This window comes from Kitasatospora sp. NPDC058243 (assembly GCF_042882025.1).
Taxonomy (GTDB): Bacteria; Actinomycetota; Actinomycetes; order Streptomycetales; family Streptomycetaceae; genus Kitasatospora.
Genome location: NZ_JBHVWW010000007.1, coordinates 147,873 through 164,783 on the forward strand (window position 1 = coordinate 147,873; position 16,911 = coordinate 164,783).

The 16,911-nt window shown below is 71.0% G+C and carries 17 protein-coding genes; 7 read left to right on the forward strand and 10 right to left on the reverse strand.

Translation table 11 applies throughout. The features are described 5' to 3' along the window. Positions 1–65: 65 nt before the first annotated feature. The 4 genes from ACFVX9_RS07880 to ACFVX9_RS07895 are packed head-to-tail and all read left to right on the forward strand — an operon-like array spanning position 66 to position 4,395. Positions 66–1,988 (forward strand): nucleotidyltransferase domain-containing protein, encoded by a 1,923-nt coding sequence (locus ACFVX9_RS07880; protein WP_380375156.1) that lies wholly within the window; start codon positions 66–68, stop codon positions 1,986–1,988. Further along, positions 1,985–3,115, forward strand: coding sequence for a hypothetical protein (locus ACFVX9_RS07885; RefSeq protein WP_380375158.1), 1,131 nt, complete (start codon positions 1,985–1,987; stop codon positions 3,113–3,115). Before ACFVX9_RS07880 ends, ACFVX9_RS07885 begins: the two co-directional genes overlap by 4 nt. After that, positions 3,093–3,887: an SDR family NAD(P)-dependent oxidoreductase gene (locus ACFVX9_RS07890; RefSeq protein ID WP_380375159.1), complete on the forward strand. Its 795-nt coding sequence runs from the start codon at positions 3,093–3,095 to the stop codon at positions 3,885–3,887. Before ACFVX9_RS07885 ends, ACFVX9_RS07890 begins: the two co-directional genes overlap by 23 nt. A gap of 34 nt (positions 3,888–3,921) precedes the next feature. Continuing rightward, on the forward strand, positions 3,922–4,395 hold the full coding sequence (locus ACFVX9_RS07895) for an NUDIX domain-containing protein (protein ID WP_380375161.1): 474 nt from the start codon (positions 3,922–3,924) through the stop codon (positions 4,393–4,395). Between the two features lie 79 nt (positions 4,396–4,474). Here the strand turns inward: ACFVX9_RS07895 and ACFVX9_RS07900 are convergent, their stop codons facing one another. From ACFVX9_RS07900 to ACFVX9_RS07935, 8 genes are all read right to left on the reverse strand, one after another. Beyond that, positions 4,475–4,855 (reverse strand): metal-sulfur cluster assembly factor, encoded by a 381-nt coding sequence (locus ACFVX9_RS07900; RefSeq protein ID WP_279634938.1) that lies wholly within the window; start codon positions 4,853–4,855, stop codon positions 4,475–4,477. 21 nt (positions 4,856–4,876) lie between these two features. Next, on the reverse strand, positions 4,877–5,329 hold the full coding sequence (gene sufU, locus ACFVX9_RS07905) for a Fe-S cluster assembly sulfur transfer protein SufU (RefSeq protein WP_063349529.1): 453 nt from the start codon (positions 5,327–5,329) through the stop codon (positions 4,877–4,879). Positions 5,330–5,345: 16 nt separating this feature from the next. Next, positions 5,346–6,605, reverse strand: a complete 1,260-nt coding sequence (locus ACFVX9_RS07910) for a cysteine desulfurase (protein WP_063349528.1) — start codon at positions 6,603–6,605, stop codon at positions 5,346–5,348. Further along, complete coding sequence (gene sufC / locus ACFVX9_RS07915) at positions 6,602–7,366, reverse strand: Fe-S cluster assembly ATPase SufC (protein WP_387980959.1); 765 nt, start codon at positions 7,364–7,366, stop codon at positions 6,602–6,604. Before sufC ends, ACFVX9_RS07910 begins: the two co-directional genes overlap by 4 nt. A gap of 6 nt (positions 7,367–7,372) precedes the next feature. Beyond that, a complete protein-coding gene (locus tag ACFVX9_RS07920; protein WP_063349526.1) occupies positions 7,373–7,690 on the reverse strand; it encodes a bifunctional 3-phenylpropionate/cinnamic acid dioxygenase ferredoxin subunit in 318 nt (105 codons plus the stop codon). 5 nt (positions 7,691–7,695) lie between these two features. After that, on the reverse strand, positions 7,696–8,928 hold the full coding sequence (gene sufD / locus ACFVX9_RS07925; protein WP_363368927.1) for a Fe-S cluster assembly protein SufD: 1,233 nt from the start codon (positions 8,926–8,928) through the stop codon (positions 7,696–7,698). Between the two features lie 64 nt (positions 8,929–8,992). Further along, positions 8,993–10,408, reverse strand: coding sequence for a Fe-S cluster assembly protein SufB (gene sufB, locus ACFVX9_RS07930; protein WP_363368925.1), 1,416 nt, complete (start codon positions 10,406–10,408; stop codon positions 8,993–8,995). 9 nt (positions 10,409–10,417) lie between these two features. Then, entirely contained in the window at positions 10,418–11,260 is an 843-nt protein-coding gene (locus ACFVX9_RS07935; protein ID WP_107452933.1) for a metalloregulator ArsR/SmtB family transcription factor, read from the reverse strand. A gap of 164 nt (positions 11,261–11,424) precedes the next feature. Between ACFVX9_RS07935 and ACFVX9_RS07940 the strand changes: the two genes are divergently transcribed. Both ACFVX9_RS07940 and ACFVX9_RS07945 read left to right on the forward strand, forming a co-directional pair. Next, entirely contained in the window at positions 11,425–12,351 is a 927-nt protein-coding gene (locus ACFVX9_RS07940) for an ABC transporter ATP-binding protein (RefSeq protein WP_380481460.1), read from the forward strand. A 50-nt stretch (positions 12,352–12,401) separates the two neighbouring features. Beyond that, on the forward strand, positions 12,402–13,121 hold the full coding sequence (locus ACFVX9_RS07945; RefSeq protein WP_387980975.1) for an ABC transporter permease: 720 nt from the start codon (positions 12,402–12,404) through the stop codon (positions 13,119–13,121). Positions 13,122–13,276: 155 nt separating this feature from the next. Here the strand turns inward: ACFVX9_RS07945 and ACFVX9_RS07950 are convergent, their stop codons facing one another. Together ACFVX9_RS07950 and ACFVX9_RS07955 are read right to left on the reverse strand one after the other, a co-directional pair. Then, a complete protein-coding gene (locus ACFVX9_RS07950; protein WP_380375166.1) occupies positions 13,277–13,987 on the reverse strand; it encodes an LAETG motif-containing sortase-dependent surface protein in 711 nt (236 codons plus the stop codon). 301 nt (positions 13,988–14,288) lie between these two features. Next, complete coding sequence (locus ACFVX9_RS07955; protein WP_380375168.1) at positions 14,289–15,641, reverse strand: choice-of-anchor A family protein; 1,353 nt, start codon at positions 15,639–15,641, stop codon at positions 14,289–14,291. 218 nt (positions 15,642–15,859) lie between these two features. Between ACFVX9_RS07955 and ACFVX9_RS07960 the strand changes: the two genes are divergently transcribed. Next, a complete protein-coding gene (locus ACFVX9_RS07960; protein WP_380375170.1) occupies positions 15,860–16,831 on the forward strand; it encodes a heme A synthase in 972 nt (323 codons plus the stop codon). Positions 16,832–16,911 lie beyond the last annotated feature (80 nt).

Here is a 16,911-nt window from a genome sequence, read left to right on the forward strand (position 1 = left end):
CTCGCGGCGTCCGGCCGAGGGCCGCCCACCGCCCCACAGATGTTGTGCACCACCCGGAGGAAATCGTGTCCATCTCCCCTGAGCACGACCCCACGCCTTCCCGACCCGTCACGATCGCGGTCAGCGGTCCCGACAACGTCGGCAAGACCAAGCAGATCGGCATCCTGACCCGCCGTCTCGGTCCCGCCGCACATGCCACTGGACCGCTGGACGACTACGACCCGCGCTGGGGCGCCATCAAGGCCCTGGGGATGGGCGCCTGGTGGTTCGAGTGCGGCCCGGTCGAGGAGGTCGCCGACGTCCTCGCCAGCTCCTACCTGGAACGTTCCCGCAGGCCCGCCGCCGCGCCCGTGCGTCTGATGGACCGGGGCATCCCGATGCTGGAGGCGTCACTGGCAGCCACCGTCGCGGTGCGCGAGCGTCTCAGCCCCGACGAGGCCGCCGACCGGGCGCGCAAGCTCCTCGATCCGTACGCCGCCGACGTGCGGGCCGCCGAGGCGGCCGAGTACGGCATCGTGCTCCTGCACGACGACGACCCGGTGATCGGCACTTCCCGCAGCCTCTCCTACGAGCGGCACGTCACCCCGGCCTACGCGGACTACCAGCGGCACCTCCACCTTCAGGTGCACCGGCTCGTCGCCGAAGGCGGGTGGGCGGAGACCATCGTGGTCGGCGAGCGCCGGGTCGTGGCCGTCCAGGACGAGATCCGCCAGCGCCTGCACCCGATCGCCCCGCTCGTGCCGTCCCGCGCCCTTCCCGGCGTGCGGGTGGTCGCGCTCGGCGGCATGTCGGAGAGCGGCAAGAGCACGGCGGGCGAGTACCTGCGGGTCAGGCACGGGTACGCGCGCCTCAAGATCGGCTACCTGATCGAGGACGCCGCCCAGCGCGCCGGCATCGCTGACCCGTACGAGCTCCCGGCCGTGGTGCGGGCCGAGCTGCTGGTCGACGGCCTCGACCGCTACTGCGCGGCCCACCACTTCCTCGGCCACGTCACCGTCGAGTCCCTGCACGACCAGGACGCGACCGCCGAGCTGCGGCGGATGCTCGGCGAGCAACTGACCGTGGTGTACGTCGACGCGACGCCGCAGGTCCGCGCCGAACGCGGCACCGCCGGGCCCGAGGACGTGGTCGAGCGTGACGCCGTGAAGGCCCGTCGTGGTGCGGCCGGGATCGCCTCTCTCGCGCAGGAGGTCATCGACAACAACCACAGCCGTCTGCACCTGGAGCGCCGACTCGACGGGATCGCCCTGGCCCGCCGGTGGCCGCTGCGCAGGCCGGCCACCACGCCGGTGAACACGCTGGGCCTGCCTGTTCACGTGGAGTCCTACCTCTCCGGGCTGCTCGACCGCACCACCGTCCAGGTGCCGCCCGTGATCGACCTCCTCGCTGTGACCGGCAGCGGAGCGCGTGGCAAGTACCAGCACGGGTGGTCCGACCTGGACGTCTTCGTCGTCGCCGAGCAGGACAGCCTCCCCGGGCTCCGGCAGGCCATCGCCGAACTCGAAGCCGAACTCGGTGGCGTCAAGCTCGGCCTGACCGTGCTGACCCAGGACGAGTGCCGCACCGGGGCGGTCACCTCCCGCCTGCTGCACGTCCTCATGCTGATCGGCTCCGGCTCCCTCGTGCCGCTGTGGTGCCGCCCCGGCCTGGCCCTCCCCGCCCCGGACGCGGCCGGCGACGTGGCGGTCAGCGTCGAGGCCGGCGTACAGGCCGCCATCGAGATCCGCCGCCAGATCCTCAAGAGAGCCCCCGACCTCCGCGCCCTGTTCAAGATCACCGCCCTGCTGGCCAAGGTGATGCTCCGCTTCGAGGGCACCGAACGCGCCTCCGACGACGACGCGCTCGGAATCTTCCTCGACCGCGAGCCCGCCACCGACGCCGACCTGCGCCGCCAGGCCCGCGAGGACCGCGAGAAGGCGGTGGAGCTGGCCAACATCGTCCTGGGCCACTGGCTGGCCACCATCGCCCTGCCGACGAGCCGCGCATGAACGGCCCCGCCACTTCTGTCCCGGCCTTCCGCAAGATCCTCGCCCCCGCCGCAGCGCAGGCCGAGGTCCAGGGCTGGCAGGCCACCGCCCGCACCCTGCCGGTGCCCCAACTACTGGGCCACAGCCGGGCAGGCGGCAAGCACGTCGTGGCCTACGAGGACGTGTTCGCCACCGGCCGGTGCACCATGCTCCTCGGCGACGTCATCGCCACCGCCGACCGGCACCCGAGCGCCCTGCCACGGGTCACCACGCTGATCGACGCCGTCTGCGACAGCCTGCTCGCCGCCGTCGCCGACAGCGGAAGCGCCGCGCCGCTCTCGGACTGCGTGCCCGGCCTCTACCTGGACCGCATCCGCCCCGGCGGGCGGATTGACACCTGGTACCTGTCCGGCCGCCTCGCCGTCCCCGCCTCGCGCACCGGCCAGCCGCTGCCCGTACACGCCCTCACCGGCCACATCTTCGTCGTCAACGGCGTCCCGATGCGGCTCGACCTGCCCGCCATCGTCTGGGAAGCCCGCGAAACGCTCTGCTCCGCCCGTACCTGGGTCACCGCGCTCACCCAGGGCGACCCGACCGAGCCGAACATCGCCGACCCGCTGTGCTGGCTCGACTTCCAGTACGCCGGCCGTAACACGCTCGCCGGGGAAATCGCCATCCTCCTCTGGTACTTGCTCGGCATGGGCGGCTGGCTCGTACCGACCTACCAGCCCGAGGTGTACGCCCGCACCCTCCCGCTGCACCTGCCGCCGGTCACCACCCCGCACCTCGAACACGTCGACCACGACGAGCGGCACCGCCGCCTGGAAGTCCGCTACACCTGGGCGGTCGGAGTCGGGCGTCAGGCCGCAATCGACCGCCTGCTGAAGCGCGTTCGCGCCGACCTCGCGCCCGCCGCCGGACTGGCCCCGGACCGCTTCCTCGCCCAGATCCGCCACTTCCTCACCCTGCGAATCCTCGGCGTCATCCCGCCCGGCCGCTTCACCGGCCACGACCTCCTCCTGCTCCTGGCCAAGCTCACCGAGACCCAGAACCCCGAGACCGTCTGCGAGACCTTCACCTGCACCCATCCCGCGCCGGCCACCGGCCCCGACGATCGGACCGACCATGACCACACCCACGCCGCTTGAACTGCCCATCGCCGCCCTGCCGCTCCAGGGCCGGGTGGCCCTGGTCACCGGCGGAGCCACCGGGATCGGCGCTGCAACCAGCCGAGCGCTCGCCGCCGCCGGTGCCTCCGTCGCCGTCAACCACCTCGCGCAGATCCGCCGGGCCCGCACCGTGCTCGCCGACGTGCGGCGCGAGGGCCTGCACGGCATCGAGGTCAGTGCCGACCTCACCGACCCCAACGCCGTTGCCGCCCTGGCCAGTCAGGTCGAGTCCGAACTCGGCCCGATCGACATCCTCGTCAACAACGCGGGCGCCTACCCCCGCATCCCGTGGGACGAACTCGGTGAGGATGAGTGGGCGCGCGCCATCGAGTCCAACCTGACTATCCACTACCGCACTTGCCGTGCCATCACGCCGGGCATGGCCGAGCGCCGATGGGGCCGGGTCATCAACATCGGCAGCGTCAACGCGCGTGCCGGCCGCCCCGGACTCACCGCCTACAGTACCGCCAAGGCCGGACTCCTCGGCCTCACCAGGTCGCTGGCCAGGGAACTTGGACCGGCTGGCATCTGCGTGAACACTGTCGTACCCGGGGCCATCCAGGTCGAGGCGGAGAACGACCTGCCCGCCCACCACCGCGCCCGACCCGAGGACCAGATCCGCCGCCAGTGCGTCCAGCGCCGGGGCCGCCCCGAGGACGTCGCCGCCGCGGTCGCCTTCCTCGCCGGCCCCAGCGCGTCCTTCATCACCGGCCAGTCGTTGCACGTCGACGGCGGCTGGCTCCTCCACTGACCGGCCCGTCCCATCGAACAGGAAGCAGAGCACCATGCAGCACCGCGTCCGCGCCGTCCTCCTCACCCCGAACGACACCATGCTGCTGATCAAGCGCATCCGCCCCGGCATCGACCCGTACTGGGTGATCGTCGGCGGCAAGATCGAACCGACCGACGCCAGCCCCGAGGAGGCCCTGCTGCGCGAGGTCCGCGAGGAGATCGCCGGCGAGGCCCAGATCGTCAGCCTCCTCCACACCATCGAGACCGACGACGAACGCCAGGTCTTCTACCTCGCCACCATCGAGAAGTGGAGCTTCGAGGACCGCACCGGCCCCGAGTTCACCCAGGAAGGCCGAGGCGAGTACCTCCTGGAGGAGGTCCCCCTCACCACCGAGGCGCTCGACGCGATCAGCCTCCTGCCCCAGGAGATCGCCACCGTCCTACGCGGGGCCGTCGAGCGCGGCGTCCTCCTCTCGGCCGGAACACCCTTCCCCGGTTCCGGTCACAGCGAGGCCATCACCCACTGAGGCGCAGATACACCACTGCCGCACGAATCCCCCGGAAGGAAGGAGTCGCGCGGCAGCGAGTTGACGAAAGGGCCGTCCGTCAGACGTTGAAGCCCAGGGCGCGGAGCTGGTCGCGGCCGTCGTCGGTGATCTTGTCGGGGCCCCACGGCGGCATCCAGACCCAGTTGATGCGCAGGTCCTGCACCAGGCCGTCGGTGGCGGTCTTGGCCTGGTCCTCGATGACGTCGGTCAGCGGGCAGGCCGCCGAGGTGAGCGTCATGTCGATGGTGGCCACGTCGGACTCGTCGATGTGGATGCCGTAGATCAGGCCCAGGTTGACGACGTCGATGCCCAGTTCGGGGTCGACGACGTCCATCAGGGCCTCGGTCAGGTCCTCCACGGACACGGTGCCGGCGGTGGTGCCGACGATGACGACGCCGTTCGGCTGCTCCTCCGCAGCGGAGGGGGTTTCGTCACTCATTGTTCTGTCCTCCTCTGCGGGTCAGTCGTTCACGGCGGGGTGCTGGGCGAGCGCCTGGGCGGTGGCGTCCTTCCAGGCCATCCAGCTGAGCAGGGCGCACTTGACCCGGGCGGGGTACTTGGAGACGCCGGCGAACGCGACCGCGTCCTCCAGCACCTCCTCGTCGCCCTCGCCCTGGCCCTTGCTCTGCATCAGCTCCAGGAAGGCCTCCTGGACGGTCTGCGCCTCGCCGACGGTCTTGCCCACGACCAGGTCGTTCAGCACCGAGGCGCTGGCCTGGCTGATCGAGCAGCCCTGGGACTCGTACGAGACGTCGGCGACGGTCGAGCCGTCGAGCCGCACCCGCAGGGTGATCTCGTCACCGCAGGTCGGGTTGACGTGGTGCACCTCGGCGTCGCCGTCCCGCAGCCCCTTGCCGTGGGGGTTGCGGTAGTGGTCCAGGATGATGTCCTGGTACATCGAGTCGAGCTTCATGTCCTGCCCAGTCCCGTCAGCCGAAGAAGTTCCGGACGTGGTGCAGGCCGTCGATCAGCGCGTCGACCTCGCCCGGCGTCGAGTACAGGTAGAACGACGCCCGCGTGGTCGCCGGAATTCCGTACCGCAGGCAGACCGGCCGCGCGCAGTGGTGGCCGACGCGCACGGCGATGCCCTGCTCGTCCAGCACCTGGCCCACGTCGTGCGGGTGGATGTCGCCGAGGGTGAAGGAGATCGCGGCGCCGCGGTCGACGGCCGTGCGCGGGCCGATGATCCGCAGGTCCGGGACCTCCAGCAGGCGCTCGACCGCGTACGCGGTGATCGCGTGCTCGTGCGCGGCGATCTTCTCCATGCCGATGTCCGACAGGTAGTCGATGGCCGCACCGAGCCCGACCGCCTGGGCGATCGGCGGGGTGCCGGCCTCGAACTTGTGCGGCGCCGGGGCGTAGGTGGACGAGCCCATGGTGACGGTCTCGATCATCTCGCCGCCGCCGAGGAACGGCGGGAGGTCCTCCAGCAGCTCCTGGCGGCCCCAGAGCACGCCGATGCCGGTCGGGGCGAGCATCTTGTGACCGGTGAAGGCGACGAAGTCGGCTTCCAGCGCCTGGACGTCCAGCACCATGTGCGGGGCGGCCTGCGAGGCGTCGATGACGACCAGCGCGCCGACCGACTGGGCCTTGCGGACGATCGTCTCGACCGGGTTGACGGTGCCGAGCAGGTTGGAGACCAGGGTGAAGGAGACCACCTTGGTCTTCTCGGTGATCAGCTCGTCGATGTTGGAGAGGTCGAGCCGGCCCTCGTCGGTGAGCCCGAACCACTTCAGCTTCGCGCCGGTGCGCTGCGACAGCAGCTGCCACGGAACGATGTTGGAGTGGTGCTCCATCTCCGTGATGACGATCTCGGAGTCGGCGTCCACCCGGTACGGCTCGTCGGCCCAACCGAGCATGTTGGCAACGAGGTTGAGCGACTCGGAGGCGTTCTTGGTGAAGATCACCTCGTTGCGGCTGGGCGCGTTGACGAAGGCCGCGACCTTGTCCCGCGCGCCCTCGTAGAGCGCCGTGGCCTCTTCGGCGAGCACGTGCACGCCGCGGTGGACGTTGGCGTTGTGCCGCTCGTAGTAGGCGGTCAGGGCTTCCAGCACCTGGCGCGGCTTCTGCGAGGTGGCCGCGTTGTCCAGATAGACGAGCGGCTTCTCCTCGTGCAGCACGCGCTGCAGGATGGGGAAGTCCTTGCGGATCGCGTCGGTGTCGAGCAGACCCGTGAACGGATGCGTCACGCGGACGCGCCCCCCTTCGCATACGCCTCGTAGCCCTCGTTCTCCAGCTTGTCGGCCAGCTCGGCACCGCCGGACTCGACGATGCGGCCGCCCGCGAAGACGTGGACGTAGTCGGGCTTGATGTACCGCAGGATGCGGGTGTAGTGGGTCACCAGCAGGGTGCCGACCTCGCCGGTCGAGCGGACCCGGTTGATGCCCTCGGAGACGATCCGCAGCGCGTCGACGTCCAGGCCGGAGTCGGTCTCGTCGAGGATCGCGATCTTCGGCTTGAGGAGCTCCAGCTGGAGGATCTCGTGGCGCTTCTTCTCGCCGCCGGAGAAGCCCTCGTTGACGTTGCGCTCGGCGAAGGCCGGGTCCATCTGGAGGGCGGCCATCGCCTCCTTGACCTCCTTCACCCACAGACGCAGCTTGGGGGCCTCGCCGCGGACGGCGGTGGCGGCGGTGCGCAGGAAGTTGCTCACCGAGACGCCGGGGACCTCGACGGGGTACTGCATGGCCAGGAAGACGCCGGCCTTGGCGCGCTCGTCGACGGACATCTCCAGGACGTCCTCGCCGTCCAGCAGCACCGAGCCGCCGGTGACGGTGTACTTGGGGTGGCCGGCGAGCGAGTAGGCCAGGGTGGACTTGCCGGAGCCGTTCGGACCCATGATCGCGTGGGTCTCGCCCTGCTTCACGGTCAGGTCGACGCCCTTGAGGATCTCGCGCGGGCCGTTCTCGGCCTCGACGGAGACGTGCAGGTCGCGGATTTCAAGCGTTGCCATGGGTACTCAGGACTCCTGGTTGACGGAGACGAGCACATCGTCCCCTTCGATCTTTACGGGGTAGACAGCGACCGGCTTGGTGGCGGGCAGGCCGGAGGGCTTGCCGGTGCGCAGGTCGAAGCTGGAGCCGTGCAGCCAGCACTCGATCATGCAGTCCTCGACCTCGCCCTCGGAGAGCGAGACGTTCGCGTGCGAGCAGGTGTCGTTGATCGCGAACACCCCCTCGTCGGTGCGGACGACGGAGACCGGCACGCCGTTGAGGTCCACGCGCTTGGGCACGTCCTCCTGGAGGTCGCTCAGCGCGCAGGCACGGAGGAAGGTCATCTGGATCAGACCGCCGCTTCCAGCTCGGCCTCGATCTTCTCCATCAGCTGGTCCTGGATCTCGGCGACGCCGATCTGCTGGACGAGTTCGGCGAAGAAGCCGCGGACCACCAGGCGGCGGGCCTCGTCGGCCGGGATGCCGCGGGACCGCAGGTAGAACAGCTGCTCGTCGTCGAAGCGGCCGGTCGCGGAGGCGTGGCCGGCGCCGACGATCTCGCCGGTCTCGATCTCCAGGTTGGGGATCGAGTCGACCCGGGCGCCGTCGGTGAGCACCAGGTTGCGGTTGAGCTCGTAGGTGTCGGTGCCCTCGGCGGCGGCGCGGATCAGCACGTCGCCGACCCAGACGGCGTGGGCGTCCTGGCCCTGCAGCGCGCCCTTGTAGACCACGTTGGAGCGGCAGTGCGGGGTGTCGTGGTCGATGACCAGACGGTGCTCCAGGTGCTGGCCGGCGTCGGCGAAGTAGAGGCCGAACAGCTCGGCCTCGCCGCCGGGCGCGGCGTAGTTGACCCGCGGGTGGATCCGGACGACGTCGCCGCCGAAGGTGACGACCACGGACTTCAGCGAGGCGTCCCGGCCGACCAGCGCGGTCTGCTGGGCGACGTGGACGGCGTTGCGGTCCCAGTCCTGGACGGAGACGAAGGTGAGCTTGGCGCCGTCGCCGACGAGCAGCTCGACGTTGGCGGCCCGGGTGCCGGTACCGGTGTGGTTGATCACCACGACGGCCTCGGCGAACGGCTTGACGTCGACCACCACGTGGGCGAAGCGGGTGCCGCCCTCGCCGTGCACGTCGATCTTGACCGGCTCGGTGAGCACCGCGTCCTGGGGGACGGTGACGACGAGCGCCTGCTCGAAGGCGCTGAACGCCTGCGCGGCGACCCGGTCGACGGGCTTGCCGGCCTTGCCCAGGCGGGCGTCGTCGCGGCCGACGGTCTCGGCGGTGACGCCGTCCGGCAGGCTCAGCTCGACCTTGTCCTCGCCCTTGGCCGCCTCGGCGGCGGTGCCGTCGTGCAGGCCGCCCAGGCGGTGCATCGGGGTGAACCGCCAGTCCTCCTCGCGGCCGGTGGGCACCGGGAAGTCGCCGACCTCGAACGAGGGCTTGACGGCGACCCGGGCGTCGATCGGCTGCTGGACGGTGGCGCGGCCGGTGCCGGGGCCGGCGAGCTGGGCGCCGGCGCCGGCGGTGCCGACCTCGATCGACCCGGCGGTGGTGGAGCCGGTGGTGGTGTTGACGTCAGCCATGGCTGTCGTAGTGCTCTCTTCCTCGAAAAGCTCGAAAAGTCGGTGGGCGGTCAGCGGCTGGACGTCAGCCGACCGCGCCCTCCATCTGCAGCTCGATCAGCCGGTTGAGCTCCAGCGCGTACTCCATCGGCAGCTCGCGCGCGATCGGCTCGACGAAGCCGCGGACGATCATCGCCATCGCCTCGAACTCGGTCATGCCCCGGCTCATCAGGTAGAACAGCTGGTCCTCGCTGACCTTGGAGACCGTCGCCTCGTGGCCCATGGACACGTCGTCCTCGCGGACGTCCACGTACGGGTAGGTGTCCGAGCGGGAGATGGTGTCCACCAGCAGCGCGTCGCACAGCACGTTGGACTTGGCGCCCTTGGAGCCCTCGCCGATCTCGATCAGACCGCGGTAGGAGGTCCGGCCGCCGCCGCGCGCCACCGACTTGGAGACGATGTTGGAGGAGGTGTTCGGCGCCATGTGCACCATCTTGGCGCCGGCGTCCTGGTGCTGGCCCTCGCCCGCGAAGGCGATCGACAGGGTCTCGCCCTTGGCGTGCTCGCCCATCAGGTAGACGGCCGGGTACTTCATGGTGACCTTGGAGCCGATGTTGCCGTCGACCCACTCCATGGTCGCGCCCTCGTACGCCACGGCGCGCTTGGTGACCAGGTTGTAGACGTTGTTCGACCAGTTCTGGATGGTCGTGTAGCGGCAGCGGCCGCCCTTCTTGACGATGATCTCCACGACCGCGGAGTGCAGCGAGTCGGAGGAGTAGATCGGCGCGGTGCAGCCCTCGACGTAGTGGACGTACGCGTCCTCGTCGACGATGATCAGCGTCCGCTCGAACTGGCCCATGTTCTCGGTGTTGATCCGGAAGTAGGCCTGGAGCGGGATGTCGACGTGGACGCCCTTGGGCACGTAGATGAACGAGCCGCCGGACCACACCGCCGTGTTCAGCGCGGCGAACTTGTTGTCGCCGGCCGGGATGACGGTGCCGAAGTACTCCTTGAAGACCTCCGGGTGCTCGCGCAGCGCGGTGTCGGTGTCCAGGAACAGGACGCCCTGCTCCTCCAGGTCCTCACGGATCTGGTGGTAGACGACCTCGGACTCGTACTGGGCGGCGACACCGGCGACCAGGCGCTGCTTCTCGGCCTCCGGGATGCCCAGCCTGTCGTAGGTGGCCTTGATGTCCGCGGGCAGGTCCTCCCAGGACTCGGCCTGCTTCTCGGTGGAGCGGACGAAGTACTTGATGTTGTCGAAGTCGATGCCGGAGAGGTCGGAGCCCCAGGTCGGCATGGGCTTCTTGCCGAACAGCTTCAGGCCCTTGAGACGCAGGTTCAGCATCCACTCGGACTCGTTCTTCTTCGCGGAGATGTCGCGGACGACCTCCTCGCTGAGCCCGCGCTTGGCCGCGGCACCGGCGGTGTCCGGGTCGGCCCAGCCGTACTCGTAGGTGCCCAGGCCCTCGAGCTCGGGGTGCGAAACGGTGTCAGTCATGCGAGCTTCCTAACGCGCGGACGCTGAATCTTCGGTGGACGTACCGGCAGTCGGCACTGCATCGGAGCCGCGGCCCGCGGAACGCCGGGCAGGCGACGATGCGGCACCGGGTGCCGGCACATAGGTGGTGCAGACCCCGTCGCCGTGGGCGATGGTGGCCAGCCGTTGCACATGGGTGCCCAGCAGCTGCGAGAAGACCTCGGTCTCCGCCTCGCAGAGCTGCGGGAACTGCTCGGCGATGTGCGCGACCGGGCAGTGGTGCTGGCAGAGCTGGGCGCCCGCCGGGGCCTTCGCCACGGCCGGCGGGACCCGCCGCACCGTGGCAGCGTACCCGTCCGCGCTCAGCGCCTGGGCGAGCGCCTCGGTGCGCTCCCCCGCCTCGGCCAGCCGCAGGAGCTCCAGGTACTTCTCGCCCTGCTTGCCGAACCGGGCCCGGGCGAAGGCGGCGACCGCCTCCTCGCCGGCCTTGCCGCCGCCGACCGAGTCGGAGATCCAGCGCAGCGCGTCGGCGGCGAGCTGGTCGTACGCCTGGTAGAAGGCGTCCCGGCCGCCGTCGGTGAGAGCGAAGACCTTGGCCGGGCGGCCCCGGCCACGGCTGCCGTAGACCCGCTGCTCGCGGGACTCGACCAGGCCGGCGGCGGCCAGCCCGTCCAGGTGGCGGCGGACGGCGGCGGCGGTGAGGCCGAGCCGGCTCGCCAGGTCGGCGGCGGAGGAGGGGCCGTGGTCGAGGATCGACCGGGCGACCCGGTCCCGGGTGGCGCGGTGGCCCTCCAGCAGCACCTCGGCCGCCGTCACGGGCACGTCGCACCCGGGGGCCGACTCGGCCTCCTGGGGCGTGGCGTGCTCGCGCATGTTTTTCACAACACCAGTGTTGCGTAATTACTTCCGACAGGACAAGCCGTGATGCAGGCCTCACTCGTGTCATCTGTCACGCAGGTAAGCCTTACCTGACCTGCGAAAACGATCATCGAGGGCGCCGTCCGGGCCCGGCGTCGGGGCCTCTTACACTCGCCGGTATGCACTCCGAACCCGCGGTGAAGATCGCCGGGCTGGTCAAGCACTACGGCGACAAGCCCGCGGTGGACGGCCTCGACCTCACCATCGCACGCGGCGCGATCACCGCCGTCCTCGGCCCCAACGGCGCCGGCAAGACCACCACCATCGAGACCTGCGAGGGCTACCGCCGGCCCGACGCCGGCACCGTCCGCGTCCTCGGCCTCGACCCGGTCGCCCAGAACGCCGCGCTGCGCCCCCGGATCGGCGTCATGCTCCAGTCGGGCGGCGTGTACGCGGGCGCGCGCGCCGTCGAGATGCTGCGTCACACCGCCGCGCTGCACGCCCACCCGCTGGACGTCGACGCACTGGTCGAGCGGCTCGGCCTCGGCTCCTGCGGCCGCACCGCCTACCGGCGCCTGTCCGGCGGCCAGCAGCAGCGGCTCGCCCTGGCCATGGCCGTGGTCGGCCGCCCCGAACTGGTCTTCCTGGACGAGCCCACCGCCGGACTCGACCCGCAGGCCCGACGCGCCACCTGGGAGCTGGTCCGCGACCTGCGCCGGGACGGCGTCACCGTGGTCGTCACCACCCACCACATGGACGAGGCCGAACAGCTCGCCGACCAGGTCGCCGTCATCGACCGCGGCCGGGTGATCGCCACCGGCAGCCCCGAGGAGCTGTGCCGCGGCGGCGCCGAGAACGCCCTGCGCTTCGACGGCCCGCCCGGGCTCGACCTCGGCCCGCTGCTGAAGGAACTGCCCGAGGGCGCCACCGCCACCGAGACCACCCCCGGCAGCTACCGCGTCGAGGCACCCGTCGACCCGCAGCTGGTGGCCACCGTCACCGGCTGGTGCGCGGCCTCCGGAGTCCTGCCCGAACGGCTGTCCGTCCAGCGCCGAAGCCTCGAAGACGTCTTCCTCGACCTGACCGGACGGGACCTGCGCTCGTGAGTACCACCACCGACTACTCCCCCAAGCCCGGCGCGGCCCCGGTCGGCCGGATGCTGCTCGCCCAGACCGCCTTCGAGACCAGGATGCTGCTGCGCAACGGCGAACAGCTGCTGCTCACCGTGGTCATCCCGACCGTGCTGCTGGTGCTGTTCTCGGCCGTGGACGTCGTCGCGGTGGACGGCCCCGGCAAACGGGTCGACTTCCTGGCCCCCGGCCTGCTCGCGCTGGCCGTGATGTCCACCGCCTTCACCGGGCAGGCCATCGCCACCGGCTTCGAGCGCCGCTACGGCGTGCTGAAGCGGCTCGGCGCCAGCCCGCTCCCGCGCTGGGCACTGCTGACCGCCAAGACCGGCTGCGTGCTGGTCACCGAAGCGCTGCAGGTCGCGCTGCTGTCGGTGGTCGCGCTGGCGCTCGGCTGGTCCCCGCAGGGCAACCCGCTGACGGTCGTCGCGCTGCTGGTGCTCGGCACCGCGGCCTTCTCCGGCCTCGGCCTGCTGATGGCCGGCACGCTCAAGGCGGAGGCCACACTGGCCGCCGCCAACCTGGTGTTCATCCTGCTGCTGCTGGCCGGCGGGGTGATCGTGCCGCTGAGCAAGTTCCCCTCGGCCGTGCAGTCGGTGCTGGAGCTGCTGCCGATCTCGGCGCTCTCGGACGGCCTGCGGTCGGTCCTCCAGCACGGCGCCGGGGTGCCCTGGTCCGACCTCGGCATCCTGGCCGGCTGGGCCGTCCTCGGGCTGGCCGCCGCGGCCCGCTTCTTCCGCTGGGAGTAGCCCCCGGCCCCGCACGTGAACCGCCCCGTGCATGAGGCCGCACCGCGTGTGAGGCCGCCCCACACGGGAACCGCCCCACACGGGAGGCCGCCCCACACGGGAACCGCCCCCCGGCCGCTTCGGCCGGGGGGCGGTCTCACGTCACCGACGGAACGTCAGCTCTGGCTGCCGCGACGCTTGCGGGCCAGCAGGACGAGCGCGCCACCGACCAGCAGCACGCCGCCGCCGGCCGCCGCGATCATCGGGGTGGCGTCGTTGCTACCGGTCTGGGCGAGCGCCGGACCACTGGTGGTGGGCGTCGGGACCGGGGTCGCAGTCGGGGTCGGGGTCGCGGTCTTGCTCGCGGTGGGCGAGGCCGACGGGGTCGGGGTCTTGGTGGGCGTCGGCGTGGGAGTCGGCGTCGGAGTCGTGGTCTGCGACGGCGTCGGGGTGGGTGTCGGGGTCGGGGTCTTGGTGGGCGTGGGGGTGGGAGTCGGCGTCGGAGTCGGCGTGTGGCACGGCTCGATCGTCTTGGTCTCGTTGATGTTCCAGCCCTTTTCGTTGGGGGTCTCCGTCGTGTTCACCACGAGGTTCGCCTTGACGGGGGCTGTGTGGTCCTTCACCGGGAAGGTGCCGTGGAACTCCGCGGGGAAGGCCTTGGTGTCCAGGACCTTCTCGCCGTCGATGGTGAGGCTGACGGTGTTCTTCACGTCGGGCTTGGGGCTGTAGTTGATCAGATCGATCACGATCTTGTCGCAGGTCACCGACCAACTCGGCACGTGCGCCGAGGCGTTGGTTGCCAGCGCCAGAGGCAGGAGAATTCCGGCCGCCGCCGTCCCGGCGAGTGCCGCCGCGCCGATCCGCATGTGCCGCTGCTGTCGCGCCATTTACGCTGTTCCCCTCAGAACGGTCTTGCGCAGCAGGCGTGTTGAAGGTTTCGCGGTGGCCCGCTACGACTGTCCGGGGGACTCTACCGGCACTCCCGCACCTCTCCACACCCCGCCGTACGACCGAATTTCGTCTGTTGGTCCGTCGTCTGATGTGTATGACCAGCCCATCACAGCTGCCACCTCGCGGAACGCGGATTCGGCAAACTTGAATGAACTTCGTCACCTGACTGAAATACGTGCGCCCCCGGTGATCAGGTTCAATCACCGAGGGCACAGCACCGGTCGACCGGCGAAACCATCAGGCCTTCTTGGCCGCCCGACGCCGGGTGACGACCACGATCGCGCCACCGGCCGCGAGCACCACCGCGCCGGCGATCGCCAGCGGCACGACGGGCCCGGAGCCGGTGTGCGCGAGGTTGCCGCCCGCGTTCGCCTGGGCGGACGGGCTCGCCGAGGCCGAGGCCGAGGCGGCCGGCACACCCGCCGAGGCGGTGGCCGACGGGCTGGCCGAGGCACCCGCGCTCGGCTTGCCGCTCACCGGGGCGGAGGGCGTGGCCGAGGGGCTCGCCGAGGTCCCGGGGGTGGCCGAGGTGCCGGGCGTCCCGGGCGTGGTGGAGGCCGACGGCGTCCCGCTCGGCACCACCGGCGGCACGGTGGGCGTGGTGGGTGTAGTGGACGGCGTCGGGACGACGACACCGGGCAGGCAGCCGGCGAACGGGTAGTGGTGCGTCTCCGCGCCGCCCTTGCCGGTCAGCGAGGCTGCGATGACCGAGCCGTTGACCGGGCCGCCGCTGCCGAGGTCGAAGGCGGCGTTGGGCGCCAGCACGGTGCCGGCCCAGGCGGCCTTGCTGCTCTTGACCACCTTGGTCGCGGTGGGGAAGTTCCACAGCAGCTTGGCGCGGATCGCCCCGCCGGCCGCGCTCTGCAGCTTGTCGTCCAGGACGAAGGACGCCTTGGCCTCGTCCCACAGGTGGAAGCCGGTGGTCCCGGCGGCCGCCATGTCGTACGAGCCGCCGGTCACGGTGACCACGGTGACGGAGCCGGCCGGCACCTTGAGGAAGACGTCCTTGGCGCCCTGGAGCTTCGCGGCGTCGACGGTGAAGCTGTTGTACTTCGCGTCGCCGCCGGTGAACGTGAGCTTGGCGCCGTCGGCCTGGACGGTGGCGCCGGCGGTCTGCGGCGCGGCGGCCAGCGCGGTGGAGGCGGCGCGCAGCTTGGCGAACTCGGCCTTGAAGTCGATCGGGGAGGCGCCCTGGGCGATGGCGCCCTGGTGGGCCTGGACGACGGCGCCGTCGGCCTTGGAGCCGTAGACGCCGCTGCCCTTCATCACCTGGGTGTTGTGGCCGGTGATGCGGCCGGCGACCACCAGCGCGTTCTTGCCGGGCAGGGCGTCGACCTCGGCGGGGGTCAGCTCCTGGCCGACCGAGAAGCCGCCGGTGAAGTCGGCGTTGCCGCCCACCGCGACGGCGCCCTCGGCGTCGGGGGTGTGGGTGTCGTCGCCCTCGATGAACTCGCCGTAGAGGTTGGCGACCCCGAGGCTGCGGCACTCCTGGCCGGGGTCGGCGGCGTGGGCGGCGGCGGGGGCGATCAGGCCGGCCAGTGCGAGCGAGCCGCCGACTGCGAGCGCGGCGGCGGACGTGGGTATGCGCATGTGCAGGTCTCCGCTTGTGCGGGAGGAGTGGGAGAGGTCCGAAAAAAGGTATGGACCAATCCGCACTCTTTCGGCCTCGCAGGTGATTGGTCAAGACCAATGACCGCCTTGACCGAAGAGTCCGTTTTGCACCCACCCGACCCCGGGTAACCCCCGCGCCCGGGTCACGCTCGCGCCCCGCCCCAAGATCCCCTGTAAGGCCGCCTACGATTGGCCCCGTGCCTAATCCCTTCTCCCTGCTCGCCGACCGCTGGCAGCCGTCCGCCGTGATGGTCCGGCGCGCTGCGTTCGCCGCGCTGGTGATGAGCGTGGTGATCGTCGTCACCGGCGGCGCCGTCCGCCTCACCGCCTCCGGCCTCGGCTGTACGACGTGGCCCCGCTGCACCGCCGACAGCCTGACCCCGACCGCCGAGATGGGCTTCCACGGCGTCGTCGAGTTCACCAACCGGATGCTCACCTACGTACTGAGCGCCGCCGTCGGCTGGGCCATCCTGGCCGCCCGCTGCCACCGCCCCTGGCGGCACAGCATGACCAAGCTCGGCTGGGCGCAGTTCTGGCTGGTGATGAGCAACGCCGTGCTCGGCGGCATCACCGTGCTGACCGGCCTGAACCCCTACACCGTCGCGCTGCACATGATCGCCGCGATGGCGCTGGTCTGGGTTGCCCTGCTGATGTGGGAGCGGTCGAAGGAGGGCGACGGAGCCCCGAAGCTCGCCGTGGCCCGCCCGATCCACCAGCTCTCCTACGTGCTGGTCCTGGCCGTCGGCCTGCTGGTCGCAGCCGGCACCCTGGTCACCGGCGCCGGCCACCACCCGGGCACGCCGAAAGACAACAAGATCGTCCCCCGGATCCCGATCGACTACGACAGGCTGGCCCAGTTCCACGCCGACCTCGCGTTCGTCTCGGTCGGCCTGACCATCGCGATGATCTTCGTCTTCGCCGCCATCAAGGCCCCGCCGGCGGCGAAGGCCCGCACCAGGGAACTGCTGGCGGTCCTGCTCCTCCAGGGCGTCCTCGGCTTCATCCAGTACTTCACCGACGCCCCCGAGCTGATGGTCGGCCTCCACATGCTCGGCGCCACCCTCACCTGGATCGCCGCCCTCCGCATCCCCCTCGCCCTGCGCGTACGCGAGGTAGAAGCGGCCCCCGACCAGCTGCCCGCACAGACCCCACAGGCTGCCACCGTCTGAGCATCGTCGAAGGCCCCCATCCTCGGATGGGGGCCTTCGACGTGTCACAACAACCGCCGCCCGTCATGGCTCCGGACACT